Origin of the sequence: Barnesiella sp. ET7, from assembly GCF_024733785.1 — a bacterium.
GTDB classification, from domain to species: Bacteria; Bacteroidota; Bacteroidia; order Bacteroidales; family Barnesiellaceae; genus Barnesiella; species Barnesiella merdigallinarum.
Map to the genome: position 1 here is coordinate 52,821 of NZ_JANRHM010000008.1, position 16,705 is coordinate 69,525.

11 protein-coding genes and 1 tRNA gene are annotated in these 16,705 nt (G+C 55.0%); 4 read left to right on the forward strand and 8 right to left on the reverse strand.

All coding sequences use genetic code 11. From position 1 onward, the window contains the following. Position 1: 1 nt before the first annotated feature. On the reverse strand, positions 2-1,270 hold the full coding sequence (locus tag NW211_RS06655; protein WP_258327342.1) for a DUF4493 domain-containing protein: 1,269 nt from the start codon (positions 1,268-1,270) through the stop codon (positions 2-4). A gap of 16 nt (positions 1,271-1,286) precedes the next feature. Further along, positions 1,287-3,884, reverse strand: a complete 2,598-nt coding sequence (locus NW211_RS06660; protein ID WP_258327343.1) for a DUF4493 domain-containing protein — start codon at positions 3,882-3,884, stop codon at positions 1,287-1,289. Positions 3,885-4,292: 408 nt separating this feature from the next. On the opposite strand from NW211_RS06660, the gene NW211_RS06665 reads away from it, so the two are divergent. The 3 genes from NW211_RS06665 to NW211_RS06675 all read left to right on the forward strand — a co-directional run bounded on the left by NW211_RS06665 (position 4,293) and on the right by NW211_RS06675 (position 7,265). After that, positions 4,293-5,615 carry a UDP-glucose/GDP-mannose dehydrogenase family protein gene (locus NW211_RS06665; protein ID WP_087408597.1) on the forward strand — a complete coding sequence of 441 codons (1,323 nt, stop codon included), beginning with the start codon at positions 4,293-4,295 and terminating at the stop codon, positions 5,613-5,615. A gap of 377 nt (positions 5,616-5,992) precedes the next feature. Next, the gene (locus NW211_RS06670; RefSeq protein ID WP_087408596.1) at positions 5,993-6,613 is read left to right on the forward strand and encodes a DUF4923 family protein; all 621 of its coding nucleotides are present in this window, start codon (positions 5,993-5,995) and stop codon (positions 6,611-6,613) included. Positions 6,614-6,767: 154 nt separating this feature from the next. Further along, positions 6,768-7,265, forward strand: a complete 498-nt coding sequence (locus NW211_RS06675; protein WP_087408595.1) for an outer membrane beta-barrel protein — start codon at positions 6,768-6,770, stop codon at positions 7,263-7,265. Positions 7,266-7,518: 253 nt separating this feature from the next. Here NW211_RS06675 and NW211_RS06680 read toward each other — a convergent pair whose 3' ends face one another. From NW211_RS06680 to NW211_RS06695, 4 genes are all read right to left on the reverse strand, one after another. Continuing rightward, on the reverse strand, positions 7,519-10,143 hold the full coding sequence (locus NW211_RS06680; RefSeq protein ID WP_258327344.1) for a valine--tRNA ligase: 2,625 nt from the start codon (positions 10,141-10,143) through the stop codon (positions 7,519-7,521). Positions 10,144-10,279: 136 nt separating this feature from the next. Next, positions 10,280-11,464: a MalY/PatB family protein gene (locus tag NW211_RS06685; RefSeq protein ID WP_087408593.1), complete on the reverse strand. Its 1,185-nt coding sequence runs from the start codon at positions 11,462-11,464 to the stop codon at positions 10,280-10,282. A 47-nt stretch (positions 11,465-11,511) separates the two neighbouring features. Next, on the reverse strand, positions 11,512-12,789 hold the full coding sequence (locus NW211_RS06690; RefSeq protein WP_258327345.1) for an OprO/OprP family phosphate-selective porin: 1,278 nt from the start codon (positions 12,787-12,789) through the stop codon (positions 11,512-11,514). A gap of 309 nt (positions 12,790-13,098) precedes the next feature. Next, positions 13,099-13,188, reverse strand: a tRNA-Ser gene (locus NW211_RS06695). A gap of 158 nt (positions 13,189-13,346) precedes the next feature. Between NW211_RS06695 and mltG the strand changes: the two genes are divergently transcribed. Further along, on the forward strand, positions 13,347-14,393 hold the full coding sequence (mltG, locus tag NW211_RS06700) for an endolytic transglycosylase MltG (protein WP_258327346.1): 1,047 nt from the start codon (positions 13,347-13,349) through the stop codon (positions 14,391-14,393). Between the two features lie 341 nt (positions 14,394-14,734). Here mltG and NW211_RS06705 read toward each other — a convergent pair whose 3' ends face one another. Continuing rightward, positions 14,735-14,884, reverse strand: a complete 150-nt coding sequence (locus tag NW211_RS06705) for a hypothetical protein (RefSeq protein ID WP_258327347.1) — start codon at positions 14,882-14,884, stop codon at positions 14,735-14,737. Positions 14,885-14,947: 63 nt separating this feature from the next. Continuing rightward, positions 14,948-16,531 carry a replicative DNA helicase gene (gene dnaB, locus NW211_RS06710; protein WP_087408590.1) on the reverse strand — a complete coding sequence of 528 codons (1,584 nt, stop codon included), beginning with the start codon at positions 16,529-16,531 and terminating at the stop codon, positions 14,948-14,950. Between the last annotated feature and the right edge of the window lie 174 nt (positions 16,532-16,705).

Sequence of the window (16,705 nt, forward strand, 5' to 3'; positions counted from 1 at the left end):
ATCATTCGGTTACAAGGATTAACGATTCGGTTGTGGTGCCTTGTGCATCGGTCGCCTTGATGATGAAGTTGTGTGTACCGGCACCCAGCAGACCGAGCAGCGGCATGAAGTCGCTGATGTCGAAGGTTACTTTCGCTTGGTTCAGCACATTGCCTTCGGTGGGGAATCCCAGTTCTTCGATGGGCTCTTTCAGGTTGCCCGGGTTCACCAGGTCGAGGTGCGCCGAGAGGCCCATGCTCGAGAGCTCCTCGGGAGTAAGTGTGGGCGAATCGATGTCGACGGTGAGTCCCGTGAGACCGGCCGGGTCGCTGCTGGTGATGTCGACCACCACTTTCAACCCTTCGGTGATAGTGACAGGGGTACCCAGTTGTATGGTTTCACTCGTAATTTGGGGAGCCTCGCCCGGTGTGGGTTCGGGGTCAGGATCGGGGTCGGTGCCCGGGTCTACGGGATTGGGGTCGGGGATAATCTCCTCTTCGATGGTCACGTTGCCCTCGTGGTCAATGGTCTCGCACGAGGCGTCGAGGGTCACCGAGGGAGTTACGCCGCCCGTCTCGCTGCCCGGTTCGGGTCGCTTGATGTCGTAGTGAATCTTGCGCCAGTCGCCGGCCTTGACGTTGTCGACTTGGATGCGGTTCACCTCTTCATACCCGTCGATGGTGCCGGTGAAGGTGGCGATGAGCAGGTTGCTCTCACCGTCGGAGCGGAAGTATCCGGCGCGGGTTTCGGTCTGCGAGAAGTCGAGCGAGCCGGAGCCGATGTCGACCGTCACCTTGCAGTCGTCGCCCATGAACGATTTCAGGTCTTCGGAGTAGGTTACCGTCACCTTGATGTTTTGCAGCGTGCACACTACCGTGTCGAGTTGGGTCACCCGGTTCTCTTCGATGGTGAAGGCCTTGTCGGCATAGTAGTAGGGGTGTTCCCATTCGGCCGGCTGCACGCGGTGCGAGAATACGGCCACGTTGTAGTCGCCCACGTTGAGGGTGACAATCTCGGGCATCTCGCTATATTTCCATTCGAGGGTGTCGGTTCCCTGCGAGGGGTATATTTGCACGGTGAAGTCGCCCGTATCGACGGCCCGGCTCACCGGTGCTTTTTCTATCACTTGTGTGTCGTTGTTGGGTATGGCTCCGAAGGTCGAGAGGTCGAGTGTCCCGGTTTTTCCCGACGGGGTTTCTATACCCAGGTCGTAGGTGAATTTCTCCCGGTCGCATGAGGAGGCGGCCACGGCCAGAACTACGGCCAGAGAGATGCCTAATATATTTCTCATAGGGTTATGCTTTATCTTATTCATAGGTGAAAGTTAAGTTGTCGATGGTAAGGGTTGCACCTCGCGAGGCCGATTCGTACTGGCCGTTCGAGACCGAAGTCTTTATGGCCGCACTCTCTTCGCTCTGGTTGTAAGAGGCGTGGTTCGACGAGGTAATCATGATGCGCAGCGTGGTAGCCTTCTGATTGGTTACCGAATAGGTGACGGGCACCGAGAACTCGGTGTAGTCGGCAGCGGCCGAGAGACGAGCCGTGCCGGTGGCAATCACCTTCTGCCCGTTGAGCAGGGTCACGGTCACTACGCCCGTTTCGGTGGGGTCGTTGCCGTCGTTGGCATATTTGTACCACCCTTTCAAGGCCGAGGGGCGCGAGGCGAAGCTCACCCCTTCGGTGTAGGTTTCGCTGCCACCCGAGTAGGAGTAGCTGCCCAGAAACAGCTTGCCGGCCGAGCGGTTGGCTATGTTGGGCACGTTGGTGTTGTAGTAGGTGGTATTGAAGGCACCGCCCGAGGTCCCGGGAGTGGTTCCGTTTTCGTCCCAGGCTACGTTGCGCACCACCATGGCGTTGTTCCCGCTCTGGGCCGTGAGGTCGCGATAGAGGTCGGGCGTCACGGTGTTCATGCCGAAACTGCGGTAGGCATCCCAGGTGAGGGTGGTATTGTAGGTCGAGGGAATGACAAACCACGAGTTCTGGTTGGCAGCCGAGAGGTTGCAGGTCTTGGCGTTGACACTGGCCCAACCCGTAGGCTCATGTATGGTGAAGCTGCAGGTATTCTGATAGTTGACCGGCCATACCGAGTATTTGCCGCCCTGGTTCATATCGGTTACCGAGATGGTTTGGGCTATCTCTTCGAAGTCGCCGTTGGGCACGGCGGCTGCCGACTCGGTGCGCAGAGTGAGATCGCCGCTGTAATTGACATTGTCCTGGCCGCTGTTGCACGAACCTCGCAACTGGTAGCGGGTGTCGGGGTTGAGGCCGGTGATGACGCGGCGGCCCTGGCTCAAGGTCGAGGCGACGGTTTCCCACTGGCCGGTACTGTTGGCAAAGAGCACGGCATAGCGGTCTACGGCCTCTTGATACTGCGAATCTTCGGCAGTGAGTTTGACGGTGGCGCGGCGGGCCCAGATGTCATACTCCTCGGCGGTGATGGTGAAGGCCGGGGTCTTGACCGGTATCGAGATGGTCGAGGTCTTGGCTCCGTTGGCATACGAGCCCTCGACTACGACGGGCTTGTCGGTAGCTTCGATCGAAATCTTTATCTGGTAGAGGTTGCCTTCGCTCGAGACCACGGTCGAGTTGCTGTTTACCTTCGCACCTTCGGCGTTGAGGTAGCTGAATTTCACCTGGTCGATGTAGGCTCCATCGAACTCGACGGGAATCGTAACCGATTTGCTGCCCACGAATACCGGTTCGGGGGTCTGCAAGGCAAAGGTGATGGGTATGCTCTTGACCGACAAGGTGATGGGCGATTCGCTCACCTTGCCATACATGTCTTTGGCCGAGAGGGTGAAGGTGTGCATATCGCTCCCGTCGAGGGTATGCAGGTGGGCAAAAAGTTCGGCAAAGTCGATGAATCCCATCTTGCTGCCCATCTCGGTAAAGCCTTTCAACTTCAGTCCCAGACGGGAGAGCAGGGCGCGGTTTTCGCTGCTCAGGTTCACCAGGTCTATTTCGCGGGGCCACCCTTCGCTTTCGAGGCAGGCCGACGAGGTGGTGAGTGTGCAGGCGGAGAGGCCGGCCTTGGCTGTGAGCGAGATATTTGCCTGCCGGTTGTCGGGGTAGCTGTTCTCTTTCACTTCGAGGGGCGTGCCCGGCTCGAATCCGGCCGGGAGGAACGAGGGGGCCGGGGCTACCATCACCTCGTCGGAGATGTCGATGGCGATAGGCTGTGTCTCGGTTGTTTCGTCAAAGCTGATGCTGAGTTGAGCTTCGCCCGCGGCATTGTCGGCAATATCGAGTTTGATGCGGTAGTGCTGACGCGGTTGCGCATTCTCGATGGCGGCCGGTTCGAAGGTCGACTCGATGCCGTTTTGTTTCTTCAGATAGGTCTGTATGGTTATCTTGCCGGGTTTCACATAGGCGGCACGGGTCTCCTCTTTCTCAAATTTTATATAGTCACCCTCGGCCGCATGTATGGTGGTGGCATAGTCGGCAAAGTATTTCTTGAAGGCATCGGAGTATTCGACCGTCACCTTCACGTTGGCCAGGGTGCAGAGTATCTCGACCGGCGTATTCTCGCGATAGCGTACGGCTACGTCGGACTGCCCCAGGTAGTAGGGCTTGTCGAACCCCTCCTCCTCGAGGTTGCCGTAGTAGGCGCTCATGGTGTAGGTGCCTACGGGAATTTTTTCGGCCGGGTCGAAGTCGGCCAGACTGTCCCAGGCGCGGGAAAAACTGCCGTCGGCAGATACCAACTTTAAGGCAAATTCACTGACATCGGGATTGGTGGTTTCGGTAATTTCGGTGGTCGAGCGAGTGACAGGTACTACTTGGTAATCGGCTGAAACTTTTACGTTTATGGAACCGTATCCCGAATCGACCTGATTCTCCTCGTTTGCGCAAGATACTAACAATAGCACGGTTGCGCCACATAAGAAAAGATTCTTTACATTCATGTTTCTCTTTTTTAATTTCCGTCTATTCGCAGATGGATTAAGTGCGTGGGGAGTCCCTAGGAATCGCCCTCATACACTTTGAGTATAAGTCGAAAATCGGCTCAAAGATAGTAAAAATTTTGTAGATAGAACAGCCGAACCGAGGTTTTTGTTAGCTTTCGTGGTGTAAATAGGAGAAGTAATGACCTTGAAATGAATGCTTTTTGTGTGTCTCTTGGCTCGAGTGGAGTGCGTTTTGGAGCTCTTTTCTCGACGAAATCGACAGAAAAGAGCGCATAGCTCGAAAAATGTCACTATCTTTACCCCACGAAGATAGGGCGGGGATTGTTCAAAGGCTGAAAACCGAGGGTTTACGCCTCTTTCTGCTCTCGTCTTTTCGTATTTTTTACGGTACAAAAAAAGATATATATGAAAATAGCGGTAGTAGGTACAGGCTATGTAGGCCTCGTTACCGGAACATGTTTTGCCGAAATCGGTGTCGATGTGGTGTGTGTAGACATCGACGCCGAGAAGATAGCCCGCATCGAGCGGGGCGATATTCCCATTTATGAACCTGGACTCGACGAGATGGTTCTCCGCAATATGAAGGCGGGGCGGTTGCGCTTTACCACCGATTTGTCGACTTGTCTCGACGGGGTAGAGATTCTCTTCAGTGCTGTGGGCACGCCGCCCGACGAAGACGGTTCGGCCGACTTGCACTATGTGCTCGACGTGGCCCACACCGTGGGTCGCTACATGAACGACTATCTGGTGGTGGTTACCAAGAGCACCGTGCCGGTGGGTACGGCCCGCAAGGTGAAGGCGGCCATCCAGAGCGAGCTCGACAAGCGGGGCGTGTCGATTGAGTTCGATGTGGCTTCGAACCCCGAGTTCCTCAAGGAGGGGAGTGCCATTGCCGACTTCATGCGCCCCGACCGTGTAGTCGTAGGCGTGGAGAGCAAACGGGCCGAAGCTTTGATGCAGAAGCTCTACAAGCCGTTTATGATTAACAAATACCGCATTATCATCACCGATATACCTTCGGCCGAGATGATTAAGTATGCTGCCAATGCCATGCTGGCAACCCGTATCAGCTTCATGAACGAAATTGCCTTGTTGTGCGATGAAGTGGGTGCCGATGTGGTTGCGGTGCGCAAAGGCATCGGTGCTGACGATCGCATAGGCAGCCGTTTCCTCTATGCCGGGTGTGGCTACGGGGGCTCGTGTTTCCCCAAGGATGTGAAGGCTCTCATCAGGACCGCCGAAGAGAATGGCTGCCACATGCAGATACTGGAGGCCGTGGAGCGGGTGAACGAGTCGCAGAAGGAGCTGCTCTACCATCGGTTGCACGACTACTTCGGGGGCGATCTGGCGGGCCGCAAGTTTGCCGTGTGGGGGCTCTCGTTCAAACCCGAGACCGACGACATGCGCGAGGCTCCGGCCCTGATTCTGATCGATAGGTTGTGTGCCGCCGGGGCCAGCGTGCGGGTGTACGACCCGGTAGCCATGCCCGAGTGCCGTCGTCGCATAGGCGACCGGGTAGAGTATGCCGAAAATATTTACGGGGCGGTAGCCGACGTCGACGCCTTGCTTATCGTTACCGAGTGGAAAGAGTTCCGCATGCCCGACTGGACTGCCGTGCTTCGTGCCATGAAGTCGCCCGTCATATTCGACGGTCGTAATATTTACGACCCGGCCGAGATGAAGGAGTTGGGTTTTGTCTATCGCAGCATAGGTCGCCCCTTGCATTGAGTTTTTTGTCGATAGCAGAAGTGTAAAAAAAGGTAAGGCAGACATGCGTCCTATCCCGGGACGGATGTCTGCCTTTTTGGTAGTGAAAGGGGCTGGAGCGATATTCGTCCACTCGCAATGGCTGCTCCTCCTTTTACCGTTACGTTGTGGAGAACCTCCCTCCCGGGCGCCCTTTCTGTCTATAATAACATCGTTTGCCGATTTTGGTTCAAAGCCGATGCTTTTTTATAGAAAAAAAGAGACGAGGAGACTATCTGCTCACACCCTTTCGCCTCGAGAAGGTGTAGGGCACACGGTTCATATTTCCCGATAAAATTGTATATTTGCAGAAGTAATACCATATAAAAGAAACAAATAACAGAAAATAGGATTGGATTATGAAAAGATGGATTTTGGCCCTGTGCGGGCTATGTTTATTCGGGAGCAGTGCCCACGCGCAATTTTCGCTGGGCGATTTGTTAAATTCGTCGACGGTCAACAAAGTGGTAGGTGCACTGACCGACAAAGATGCTACACTCACGGTAGCCGATTTGGCCGGTACGTGGCGTTATTCGGCTCCGGCCTGCAAGTTTGAGAGCGACGATCTGTTGAAGTCGGCCGGAGGCGAGGTAGTAGCTTCGAGCCTGAAAGACAAACTGGCTACCTATTACGAGAAGGCCGGCATTACCTCGTCGCGCGTCTCCTTCTCGTTTGCCGATACGACTATGGTGATGAACTACGGCAGTGCCAAACTGAACGGCTATATCGTGAAGGATGAGCCGAGCGGCAAGTTTGTGGTGACCTTTACGCTGGTAGGCGGGCATATCCCGGTGATGGTAATGGATGCCGATATTACCAAGAGCGGCAATACGATGGAGATACTTTTCAATGTCGACAAACTGGTCGATGTGCTGGTTTCGATTGCCTCGAAGACACAGAGCTCTACACTGCAGACCATCAGTAACCTGTTGTCGGAATACGATGGCGTGTTGATGGGATTTGAACTGACAAAGCAGTAGCGCATCCGGCATATCGGTCGGCAGGAACCGTATCGATTTGACTCTGCGGTTTATCTATTTTAACAGCTCTGTGAAAAAAGAGAGGTTAAAAATAGGATTGTTGGAAACAAATTCTTATATTTGTTCTTACAATTTAAACTAAAAAACACGTAAAATGAAAAAATTAGTTTTAACCTTAGTGCTTGTGTTTGGCATGTTGACAGCCAATGCACAATTTTTTGTGGGTGGCCAGTTTGGTTTGACTTACGACGGTGATACCGAAAACACGACATTCCGTATTGCCCCCGAGTTTGGCTATGCGTTTAACGATGCGTGGACCGTTGCCGGATCTATCGGCTATACACACATGGACAACTACAATTCGTTTTACATTGCTCCTTATGCTCGTTGGACCTTCTTCAACCAAGGTATCATAGGGCTGTTGGTCGATGGTGGATTTGGTATCTCTACCGGGAAACACAAAGGTTTCGATTCGGAGACTGGTTTTGAAATCGGTTTTAAACCGGGCTTGGCCTTCAACCTGACCGAGAACTTCTCGTTGGTAGCTCACTATGGCTTCCTGGGTTATCGCGACAAATACAACGGCAACAGCGTTTCGGGTCTGTCGCTGAGCGGCAACGACTTGAGTTTCAGTCTCTACTATAAATTCTGATATTCTATTTCGTGAATCATATGGAGTGCCCGGTTGTGCCGGGCACTTTTTTTGTGTCTGCCGGTCTGGAAACTTCCCTCGGTCTCTGGGTTGCGGAGTAGTGGCCGGGGCAGGCCGAGCCGGTCTTGTTTGGATAGGAGTATCTCATTAGATTACGGATCTCTATCATCGAGGAATATAAAAAGAAGAGTGTGGTTCCCGATGGAGAGGAACCACACTCTTCTGTATGGTGTGCGACCGATTACGGTCCCGGTTATTTCTTGAGGGCGGCGATGCTCTCTTCGAGCGATTTTATCTTCTCTTCGGCGTCGGCTTTTTTCTTGCGTTCCAGAGCTACGACAGCCTCGGGGGCGTTTTGTACGAAACGCTCGTTGTTGAGTTTGCCCATGACGGTTTTGAGGAATCCTTGGGCGTGTTGCAACTCGCCTTCGAGTTTCTTCAGCTCGGCCTCTACGTCGATGTTGTTGCCCAGCGGTATGGCATACTCGGTGGCGTGTACGCGGAACGAAGCGGCGGCGGGGTCTTTCTCGTCGATGGCTTCGATGGCCTCGAGGTTGGTCATCTTGGTGAGTATGCAATCGTTGGCGTGGTCGTGGGCTCCGATGATTTGCAGCGTGAGGGGCTCTTTGTTGGCGATACCCTTTTGCAGACGTATGGTGCGCACACCGGCCACAATCTGCTTGGTGGTCTCGAAGCGGTCGATGATGGTGTCGTCGACGGGGTGAGCTTCGGGCATGCGGGCATACATGATGCTCTCGCCCTCTTTACGCTCGTAGAGGTGTTGCCACAACTCTTCGGTAATGAAGGGCATGAAGGGGTGCAGCATGCGCAGCAGGGCATCGAAGTAGGTGAGTGTGGCGTCGTAGGTGGCGCGGTCGATAGGCTGCTGGTAGCCGGGCTTGATCATCTCGAGGTACCACGACGAGAACTCGTCCCAGAAGAGGCGGTATACAGCCATGAGGGCCTCGGAGAGGCGGTATTTGCCGAAGAGGTCTTTTACCTCGGCCAGCGTGCGGCTGAGCTGGGCGTCGAACCACTTGACGGCGATTTGTGCCGTTTGCGGCTGCTCCAGACTCTCGTCGACGTTCCATCCTTTCACCAGACGGAAGGCGTTCCAGATTTTGTTGTTGAAGTTACGGCCTTGCTCGCACAGGGCATCGTCGTAGAGAATGTCGTTACCGGCAGGTGCGGCCAGCATGAGGCCCATGCGCACACCGTCGGCGCCGTAGGTCTTTATCAGTTCGAGGGCGTCGGGCGAGTTGCCGAGCGACTTCGACATCTTCCGGCCTATCTTGTCGCGCACGATACCCGTGAAGTATACGTTCTTGAACGGTTTTTCGCCGGTGTATTCGTAGCCGGCCATGATCATGCGGGCTACCCAGAAGAAGATGATGTCGGGGCCTGTCACCAGGTCGCTCGTGGGATAGTAGTAGTTTATCTCTTCGTTGCCGGGGTGGTTGATACCGTCGAAGAGCGAGATGGGCCACAGCCACGACGAGAACCAGGTGTCGAGGCAATCCTCGTCCTGACGCAGGTCGCTCAGTTGCAGCGAATCGTCGCCGCTCTTTTCGCGGGCCAGTTTCAAGGCCTCTTCGGGAGTCTCGGCTACGACAAATCCGCCCTGGGGCAGGTAGTAGGCCGGGATGCGGTGTCCCCACCACAACTGGCGCGAGATACACCAGTCTTTGATATTTTCCATCCAGTGGCGGTAGGTGTTCTTGAACTTGTCGGGGTGGAACTTGATGTCGTCGTTCATCACGGCTTTGAGGGCCGGCTCGGCGAGTTTGTCCATCTTGACGAACCACTGCATCGAGAGTTTCGGCTCGATGACTACGTTGGTACGCTCCGAGAAACCTACCTTGTTGTTATAGTCCTCGACCTTTTCGAGCAGCCCGGCAGCCTGCAGGTCTTTGGCAATCTGCTTGCGCACGTCGAAGCGGTCCATGCCGATATAGAGGCCGCCGGCCTCGCTGATGGTACCGTTGTCGTTGAAGATATCGATGGTGGGCAGGTTGTATTTCTCGCCCAGCATATAGTCGTTTACGTCGTGAGCCGGAGTCACTTTCAGACAGCCGGTACCGAACTCGATGTCTACGTAGTCGTCCATGATGATGGGCACGGCCCGGTTGACCAGCGGCACGATTACCTTCTTGCCTTTGAGGTAGGTGTAGCGGGGGTCGTTGGGGTTTACGCACACGGCCGTATCGCCCAGAATGGTTTCGGGACGGGTGGTGGCCACGACAATATATTTGTCCTCACCCTCGATGTAGTAGCGCAGGTAGTAGAGTTTGCTGTGCTCCTCCTTGTAGATAACCTCTTCGTCGGAGAGGGCGGTGAGGGCCTTGGGGTCCCAGTTGACCATGCGCACGCCGCGGTAGATGAGCCCCTTGTTGTAGAGGTCGACAAATACCTTCAGCACGCTCTTGGAGCGAACCTCGTCCATGGTGAAGGCGGTGCGGTCCCAGTCGCACGAGGCTCCCAGCTTCTGCAGCTGCTTGAGGATGATGCCGCCGTGCTCCTCTTTCCACTCCCAGGCATATTTGAGGAACTCCTCGCGGGTGAGGTCGCTCTTCTTGATACCCTGGGCGGCGAGTTTGTTCACCACTTTGGCTTCGGTGGCAATCGAGGCGTGGTCGGTGCCGGGTACCCAGCAGGCGTTTTTGCCCTCCATGCGGGCCCGGCGTACGAGAATGTCTTGTATCGTGTTGTTCAACATGTGCCCCATGTGCAGAATACCGGTGACGTTGGGGGGCGGGATGACTACGGTGTAGGGTTCGCGACCATCGGGCTTCGACTTGAAGAGCCCGTTTTTCAACCAGTAAGCATACCATTTCTCCTCTACGTCGGCGGGATTGTACTTTGTGGCAAGTTCGTTCATAAAGCGATTCTTTCAGATTTTCTTATTATTGTGGTGAGGTACAGAGGTATCGGTCTCTTGTACCAATTGGGTGCAAAAGTATAAAATATTTTCCGAAAACGATACTTCTTTGGCGGCAAAGTGGCCCGTAACCTCTCTATCGGTCGAGATGGTTCACGGCCTCCTCCAGTTGCTCGAGTGCTTTTTGCAGTACGGCCCGCGGTGTACCCACGTTGAGCCGCATGTGGCCTTTGCCTTCGGGACCGAACATCTCGCCGTCGTTGAGGGCGAGCCGAGCCTTGTCGACGAAGAGGTCGATGAGGGCGTCGTGGTCGAGCCCCAGCCGGGTGCAGTCGAGCCAGACGATAAACGAGGCCTGCGGTCTGATGGCCTTGATCTGGGGGATATGTTGCTGGAGGAACTCCTCGACAAAGAGGATGTTCTGCTCGACATAGGCGAGCATCTGCTCGCGCCAGTCGCGGCAGTGGTTATAGGCGGCTTCGGTGGCGATGGTGGCCATGAAGGTGGGTTCGTTCAGTTCGTTGGCCGTGAGCCAGTCGAAGAACCGCTTGCGGATGGTCTCGTTGGGCACGATGGCATAGGAACTCACCAGCCCGGCGATGTTGAAGGTCTTGGAGGGGGCGCCGAACGAGATGCTGTTCTGGGCGGCCGTCTCCGATACCGAGGCGAAGGGGTGATGCTTGGAGCCGAAGATGGGCATGTCGGCATGGATTTCGTCGGCAATGATGAGGATATGGTGGCGGGCACAGATGTCGGCCACACGTTGCAGCGTGGCGAGCGGCCACACCACACCGCCCGGGTTGTGGGGATTGCAGAGTATCAGTATCTTGCACTGCGGGTCGATAATCGACTCGAGGTGGTCGAAGTCCATCTCGTAGTGGGTGCCGTTCCACTTGAGGGGGTTGTGCACCACTTGCCGGCCGTTGCCCTCGGGCACGGCCATAAAGGGAGTATAGACGGGAGTCTGTATGATGATTTTGTCGCCGGGGTTGCTGAATACGTTCACGGCCAGGCCGATGCCTTTGACAATGCCGGGAATGTAGGTAATCCACTCGCGTTTCACCTCCCATCCGTGCAGGTATTTGAGCCAGTCGATAATCGATTGCCAGTAGCTGGCTGGAGCTTCGGCATAGCCGTAGACGGGGTGTTGCAGACGTCGCACGAGGGCTTCGGTAATCGGGGGAGCTACGGCGAAGTCCATGTCGGCAATCCACAGGGGAATGAGGTCTTCGCGACCGTATCGTTCGCCCAGCACATCGGTCTTCATTGCGCCGGTGTGGTGGCGGTCGATAATTGTGTCAAAATCGTACTGAATGGCCATGATCTATATTGTTTAGGTATTAGGTTTCGTCGAATGGACAGAGCGGGTCAGAATCCCAGCTCTACCTGGAACCGCAACTGCCAGCGGCTGTAATCCGAGGCGGTGAACTCGTCCTTGTAGTTGTAGGAGAGGTCGGCCTGTACTTTGAGCCGGTGGTCGATGAGGTATTTGGTTACGCCCAGGGTCGACTGGTTGTAACAGCGGTAATTGGTGTAGGGCTGTACCTCTTTGTCGGGCTTGATGGTCGAGTTGCGCAGAGCTATTTCCCAGTTGGAGGGGAACAGGTAGCTGGCCTGCACGTTGAGACCCATGCCGGTGAGGATATATTGCTCGACGGTTTCGCCCGATTTGATGAGGGGCGATGAGGTGCATGTGCGTCCCATGAAATCGGTATAGAAGGCAAAGCCTCGGTATTTGAAGATGAAATCGACGAAATAGGACGAGAGGTTGCGTGCCTGGTCGAAGCGGAGCAGGTCGCCGTTGGAACCTTGGGCTCGCAAGGCCCGGTCGTTGTAGCTGTATGCTCCGGCCAGGAGTATCTTGGGCGTCTGCTCGCGTTCATAGTCGCCCTCCATGGCATCGCCTTTGCCGGTAAAGCGGCCCAGGGGGAAGAACTCTATGCGGCCCGTATAGGCGAGTCCGCTGCCCTTGTTGTTGCCCCAGTTGCGCCCTTCGCCCGTAGTAATCGAGGCTTTGGCTGCCAAATCGAATGAGCCGAACAGGTGCTGGTTGTACTCGCCGAAGACACCGAAATCACGGTCGAGGTTGAACTCGGAGTTGACAATCGATCGGTCTACAAACTGCAAGGCGCTCGACGAGTTGACGCGTGCCCGGTTGGCCCGGATTTTGGTCTGTCCGAAACCGATGTTCCATGTCGCATTGGGCACATAGTAAATCATGGCGTCGCGCACGATGTTGCTGTTGCCGTTGGGCAGGGTTTTCGTGTCGTATGGCGAGAATCCCAGTTGTACGAGATAAGTGAGCTTGGGAGTATAGATATATCCGTCGAATCGCAGACGCAACCGTTTCACGCGCGCGTCGAGTTCCTGAGCTTCGAATTTTTCGTTGAAATCGACGTCGACCATGTTTTGCATTCGTATCCGCATGGTGAGCTTGTAGCTTTTGTTTTTGGGCTGGAACGAGATACCGTTGCCGACCTCGATGTCGGGCATGTGCATGCGTATCAGTCTCAGCTCGTCGGAGTAGTCGGTATCGGGGAGAGTGATATTGAGCGAGTCGTTTTTGAAAGCCGGAGTTTTGGCGGCCGCCGACCACGAAAGAAGCATGAAAACCAATACCGATAAAAAGAATTTTCGATGAGTCATAATGTTTTGAATTTTTTTCATGAGTAAATTTTCATGCAGCAAAAATGAGGTCTAATTTTGAATTTAAATTGAAATGTTACAAAATTTTGTTCGGGATAGAGTGGCGCATAAATTCACCCCGATTCCTGTTGTGGGGTCTCTCGGGGAGTTCGTTTTGTGCAAGACTCTATACTCCTTTGTCTCCTGTCTTTTATTCGGGTCAAAAATACAACCAAAGCGGCAATATTCCAAAGTTGCGGGGCTAATTTTGCGGGATGGAAGAAAGAAAAAAGCCTGCTTCGCTTCGACGATGCAGGCTTTTTGAAGCGTTGGCGGAAGGAGGGGGATTCGAACCCCCGGTACCCATTCGAGTACGTCAGTTTAGCAAACTGGTGGTTTCAGCCACTCACCCATCCTTCCAGAGATAGTGCCGTTGTTGAACGGCGTTTTTCCAAACGCAGCGCAAAGATAAGGCGAATATTTGAATCTGCAAATTTTTTTGGCCTATTTTATTTCGCGAATATTCCGTATTTTTGTCGCTCCTATATAAATGAATCACGTAGTAGTATCGATTGTTTATGGCAAATGTAAAGAAAACGAGAGGGATAAGGATATGGATCGTGTCGCTGACAGCCGTAGCGGCCGTGATTGTGTGTGCCGTCTTGTGGCTGGGTAAGAGTTATGGCTACGACGCGGTGGTGCACACGCGGGCCATGGTGTATGTGCGCGGGTCGTGGAGTGCGGCCCAACTCGACAGTGCCCTGTATGCCGCCTTGGGCGACGACCGGGCGGTGGCTCGGGTGGGGCGTATGCTTTCGCTGTGCGGCTTCGATGCGGCCGAGCGCGAAGGGGCCTATGCCGTAGAGCCCGGCATGAGTGCCTGGCGGGTGGCTCTGAAGCTGTCGCGGGGCAGTCAGACACCGGTGCGGGTGACCTTCAACAATGTGCGTACCCTCGACCAGCTGACCGGGAAGATTGCCGACCAGCTCTGTTTCTCGAAAGAGGAGCTGTCGGCTCTGTTGCAAAGCGACAGCGTGTGTGCCGAGCTGGGGTTCACGCAGGCTACGCTGCCGGCCCTCTTCCTGCCCGACACCTATGAGTTTTACTGGACCGTCTCTCCCGAAGATTTCTTGAAGAAGATGGCGCGGGAGTATCGACGCTACTGGAACGGCAAGCGCGAGAAGCAGGCCGAGGCCTGGGGCTTGACCCCCGTCGAGGTGGCTACGCTGGCCTCGATTGTCGAGGAAGAGACCAACAAACCCGACGAGATGGGTACGGTGACCGGTCTCTATATGAACCGTCTGCACAAGAATATGCCGTTGCAGGCCGACCCCACGGTGAAGTTTGCCTGCGGCGACTTTGCCTTGCGGCGTATCCTCAAGAAGCATCTGGCTATTGAGTCGCCCTACAATACCTATCGGGTGACGGGGCTGCCGCCGGGTCCCATACGCATCGCCTCGAAGCAGGCTATCGACGCCGTGCTGAACCACCGGCCCAACGACTATCTGTATATGTGTGCCCGGGAGGATTTTTCGGGGTATCACAATTTTGCCACGACGCTGGCCGAGCACCAGCGCAACGCCGTGCGCTATCAGCGCGAGTTGAACCGGCGGGGCATACGCTGACCGCCGGGTTGCTTCTGGGTACGTATGGATTGAAATCGGCAAGGATTTAAAATAGCAAAGCCTCGTCTCACGACGGGGCTTTACTACTTGAAATATATCAAAAACAAGAAAGAGGATAATGTTTATACAGGATAAACAAAGGATAATATAATACCAATGAAACACACAAAAAACAAGAATATTATCGTATAAATCAAACTCTTTTGAATCGGGCTCCCGGCCTGTCTCCGGCGGGGCGACGCTTCGCTTCCCGAGTGGGAGGGGCTCTGTGGGGGCCGTTTTCGATAATAAAACAACGCTGGGGGGAGAAAGGTTTCGGCGGTTGTCGATTTTAACGTGCGTTAACTATCGGCAATCTGTTCGGTATGAGGTACGATGGCTGCTTCGGGCTCATCGTCTATCCAGATAGCCAGGGTGAGCCAGAACAATAGCAGGACAATGGCCAGGGCTACGCCGATGGCCATCCAGATTTTTTGTCGTTTGTTTTCCATACGTCGATGTTACTTCGATTATTTTGGTAGAGTAACATCGTCGAGGAAATAAAGTTCGGACCCTTAGAAGGGTAATTTTTCGTCTTTCCCGGGATTCAGAAAGTCGGTGTTCCCCGGCAGGGGTGCGCTACCGGGCAGCGGGTCGCCGGGCAGACCGCCTGCCATCTGTCCGACAGGTGCGGCGTTGAATTTCGAGGTGACCGGCGCGCTGAGGTCGGAGAGGCGGGTATCCTCGTCGTAGTTCTGGAAGCGGGCCAGGTAGGAGACGAACTTGAGGTTGACGATGTCGGTGGCACCGTTACGGTGCTTGGCGATGATGAACTCGGCCAAACCCTCGATGTTGTTGCCGTTGCCGTCTTCCTTGGAGCGGGTGTAGTATTCGGGACGGTGGATGAAGCAGACCATATCGGCATCTTGCTCGATGGCTCCCGACTCACGCAGGTCGGAGAGCTGCGGCCGCTTGGCTTCCTTGCTGTCCTTGTCGTTGCCACGCGACTCGACGCTACGGTTCAGCTGCGACAGGGCGATGATGGGTATCTGCAACTCCTTGGCCAACTGCTTGAGCGACCGCGATATGGTGCTCACCTCCTGCTCACGGCTGCCGAACGACATGCCGCTGGCGTTCATCAGCTGCAGGTAGTCGATGATGATGATTTTGATGCCGTGCTCGCGTACCAGCCGGCGGGCCTTGGTTCGCAACTCGAATACCGACAGGCTGGGGGTCTCGTCGATGTAGATGGGGGCATTTTGCAGAATCTCGATGCGCGACATGAGGCGCTCCCATTCAAAGGGGCTCAGCTGTCCGCTCTTGATTTTGTCGCCCGGAATATCGCAGGTGTTGATGATAAGACGGTTCACCAGCTGGATGTTCGACATCTCGAGCGAGAAGATGGCCACCGGGGTGTTGTAGTTGACCGCCATGTTCTTGGCCATGGAGAGGACGAAGGCGGTCTTACCCATGGCGGGGCGGGCGGCGATGATAATCAGGTCGGAGTTCTGCCACCCCGAGGTGATTTTGTCGATATCGTGGAATCCGGTTTGCAGACCGCTCAAACCGTCGGTACGGTTGGCTGCCACCTGTATCTGTTTGATGGCTTCGCTCACGACGGGGGCAATTTGCACCACATCCTTTTTCAGGTTGCGTTGCGAAATCTCGAAGAGTTTCCCCTCGGCCTCTTGCATGAGGTCGTCGACGTCGTTGGTCTCGTCGAATGCCTTGTTCAGGATTTCGCTCGAAAACTCGATCAGCTCGCGGGCTAGGTATTTCTGGGCCACGATGCGGGCGTGATACTCGATGTGTGCCGCCGAGGCCACCCGGCCGGTCAGCTCCGAGATGCGCAGGGCACCGCCTACCTCGTCGAGTTTGCCGTCGAGGCGCAATTGCTCGGTGACGGTGAGCATGTCGATAGGGCGTTGCTGGGCACCCAGTTTGGCAATGGCGCTGTAAATGGTCTGGTTGTTGGGGTCGTAGAAGCACTCGGGTTTCAGGATGTCGCACACGGTGGTGTAGGCATCCTTCTCGAGCATGAGGGCACCCAACACGGCCTCTTCGAGCTCGGTGTCCTGGGGTTGTATCTTGCCCTGTTCCGAGACTTTCGGGGCATAGGTTTTCTTCTGACGGGGGGTATAGTTTCTTCGAGTTTCCATATATCGCTTTCTTTCGAGATGCAAAGGTATATAATCTTTGTGTGCCGCAGTACAGGGCGGGCCAAATCTTATGAAGAAGTTTTCAACAAGAGGGAGTGACAGGCTTGGGCCTGAAGGGGACGATTCGTCTCGCATTCAGGCCCAAGTAGGTATATCGGCAGTGAAATAGTGAGG

Coding starts and splice junctions, on each gene's coding strand:
- NW211_RS06670 (WP_087408596.1), top strand. CDS start 5,993: ATGAAAAGATGGATTTTGGCCCTGTGCGGGCTATGTTTATTCGGGAGC.
- NW211_RS06705 (WP_258327347.1), bottom strand. CDS start 14,884: ATGGAAAACAAACGACAAAAAATCTGGATGGCCATCGGCGTAGCCCTG.
- dnaB (WP_087408590.1), bottom strand. CDS start 16,531: ATGGAAACTCGAAGAAACTATACCCCCCGTCAGAAGAAAACCTATGCC.
- NW211_RS06685 (WP_087408593.1), bottom strand. CDS start 11,464: ATGGCCATTCAGTACGATTTTGACACAATTATCGACCGCCACCACACC.
- NW211_RS06680 (WP_258327344.1), bottom strand. CDS start 10,143: ATGAACGAACTTGCCACAAAGTACAATCCCGCCGACGTAGAGGAGAAA.
- mltG (WP_258327346.1), top strand. CDS start 13,347: ATGGCAAATGTAAAGAAAACGAGAGGGATAAGGATATGGATCGTGTCG.
- NW211_RS06655 (WP_258327342.1), bottom strand. CDS start 1,270: ATGAGAAATATATTAGGCATCTCTCTGGCCGTAGTTCTGGCCGTGGCC.
- NW211_RS06660 (WP_258327343.1), bottom strand. CDS start 3,884: ATGAATGTAAAGAATCTTTTCTTATGTGGCGCAACCGTGCTATTGTTA.
- NW211_RS06675 (WP_087408595.1), top strand. CDS start 6,768: ATGAAAAAATTAGTTTTAACCTTAGTGCTTGTGTTTGGCATGTTGACA.
- NW211_RS06690 (WP_258327345.1), bottom strand. CDS start 12,789: ATGACTCATCGAAAATTCTTTTTATCGGTATTGGTTTTCATGCTTCTT.
- NW211_RS06665 (WP_087408597.1), top strand. CDS start 4,293: ATGAAAATAGCGGTAGTAGGTACAGGCTATGTAGGCCTCGTTACCGGA.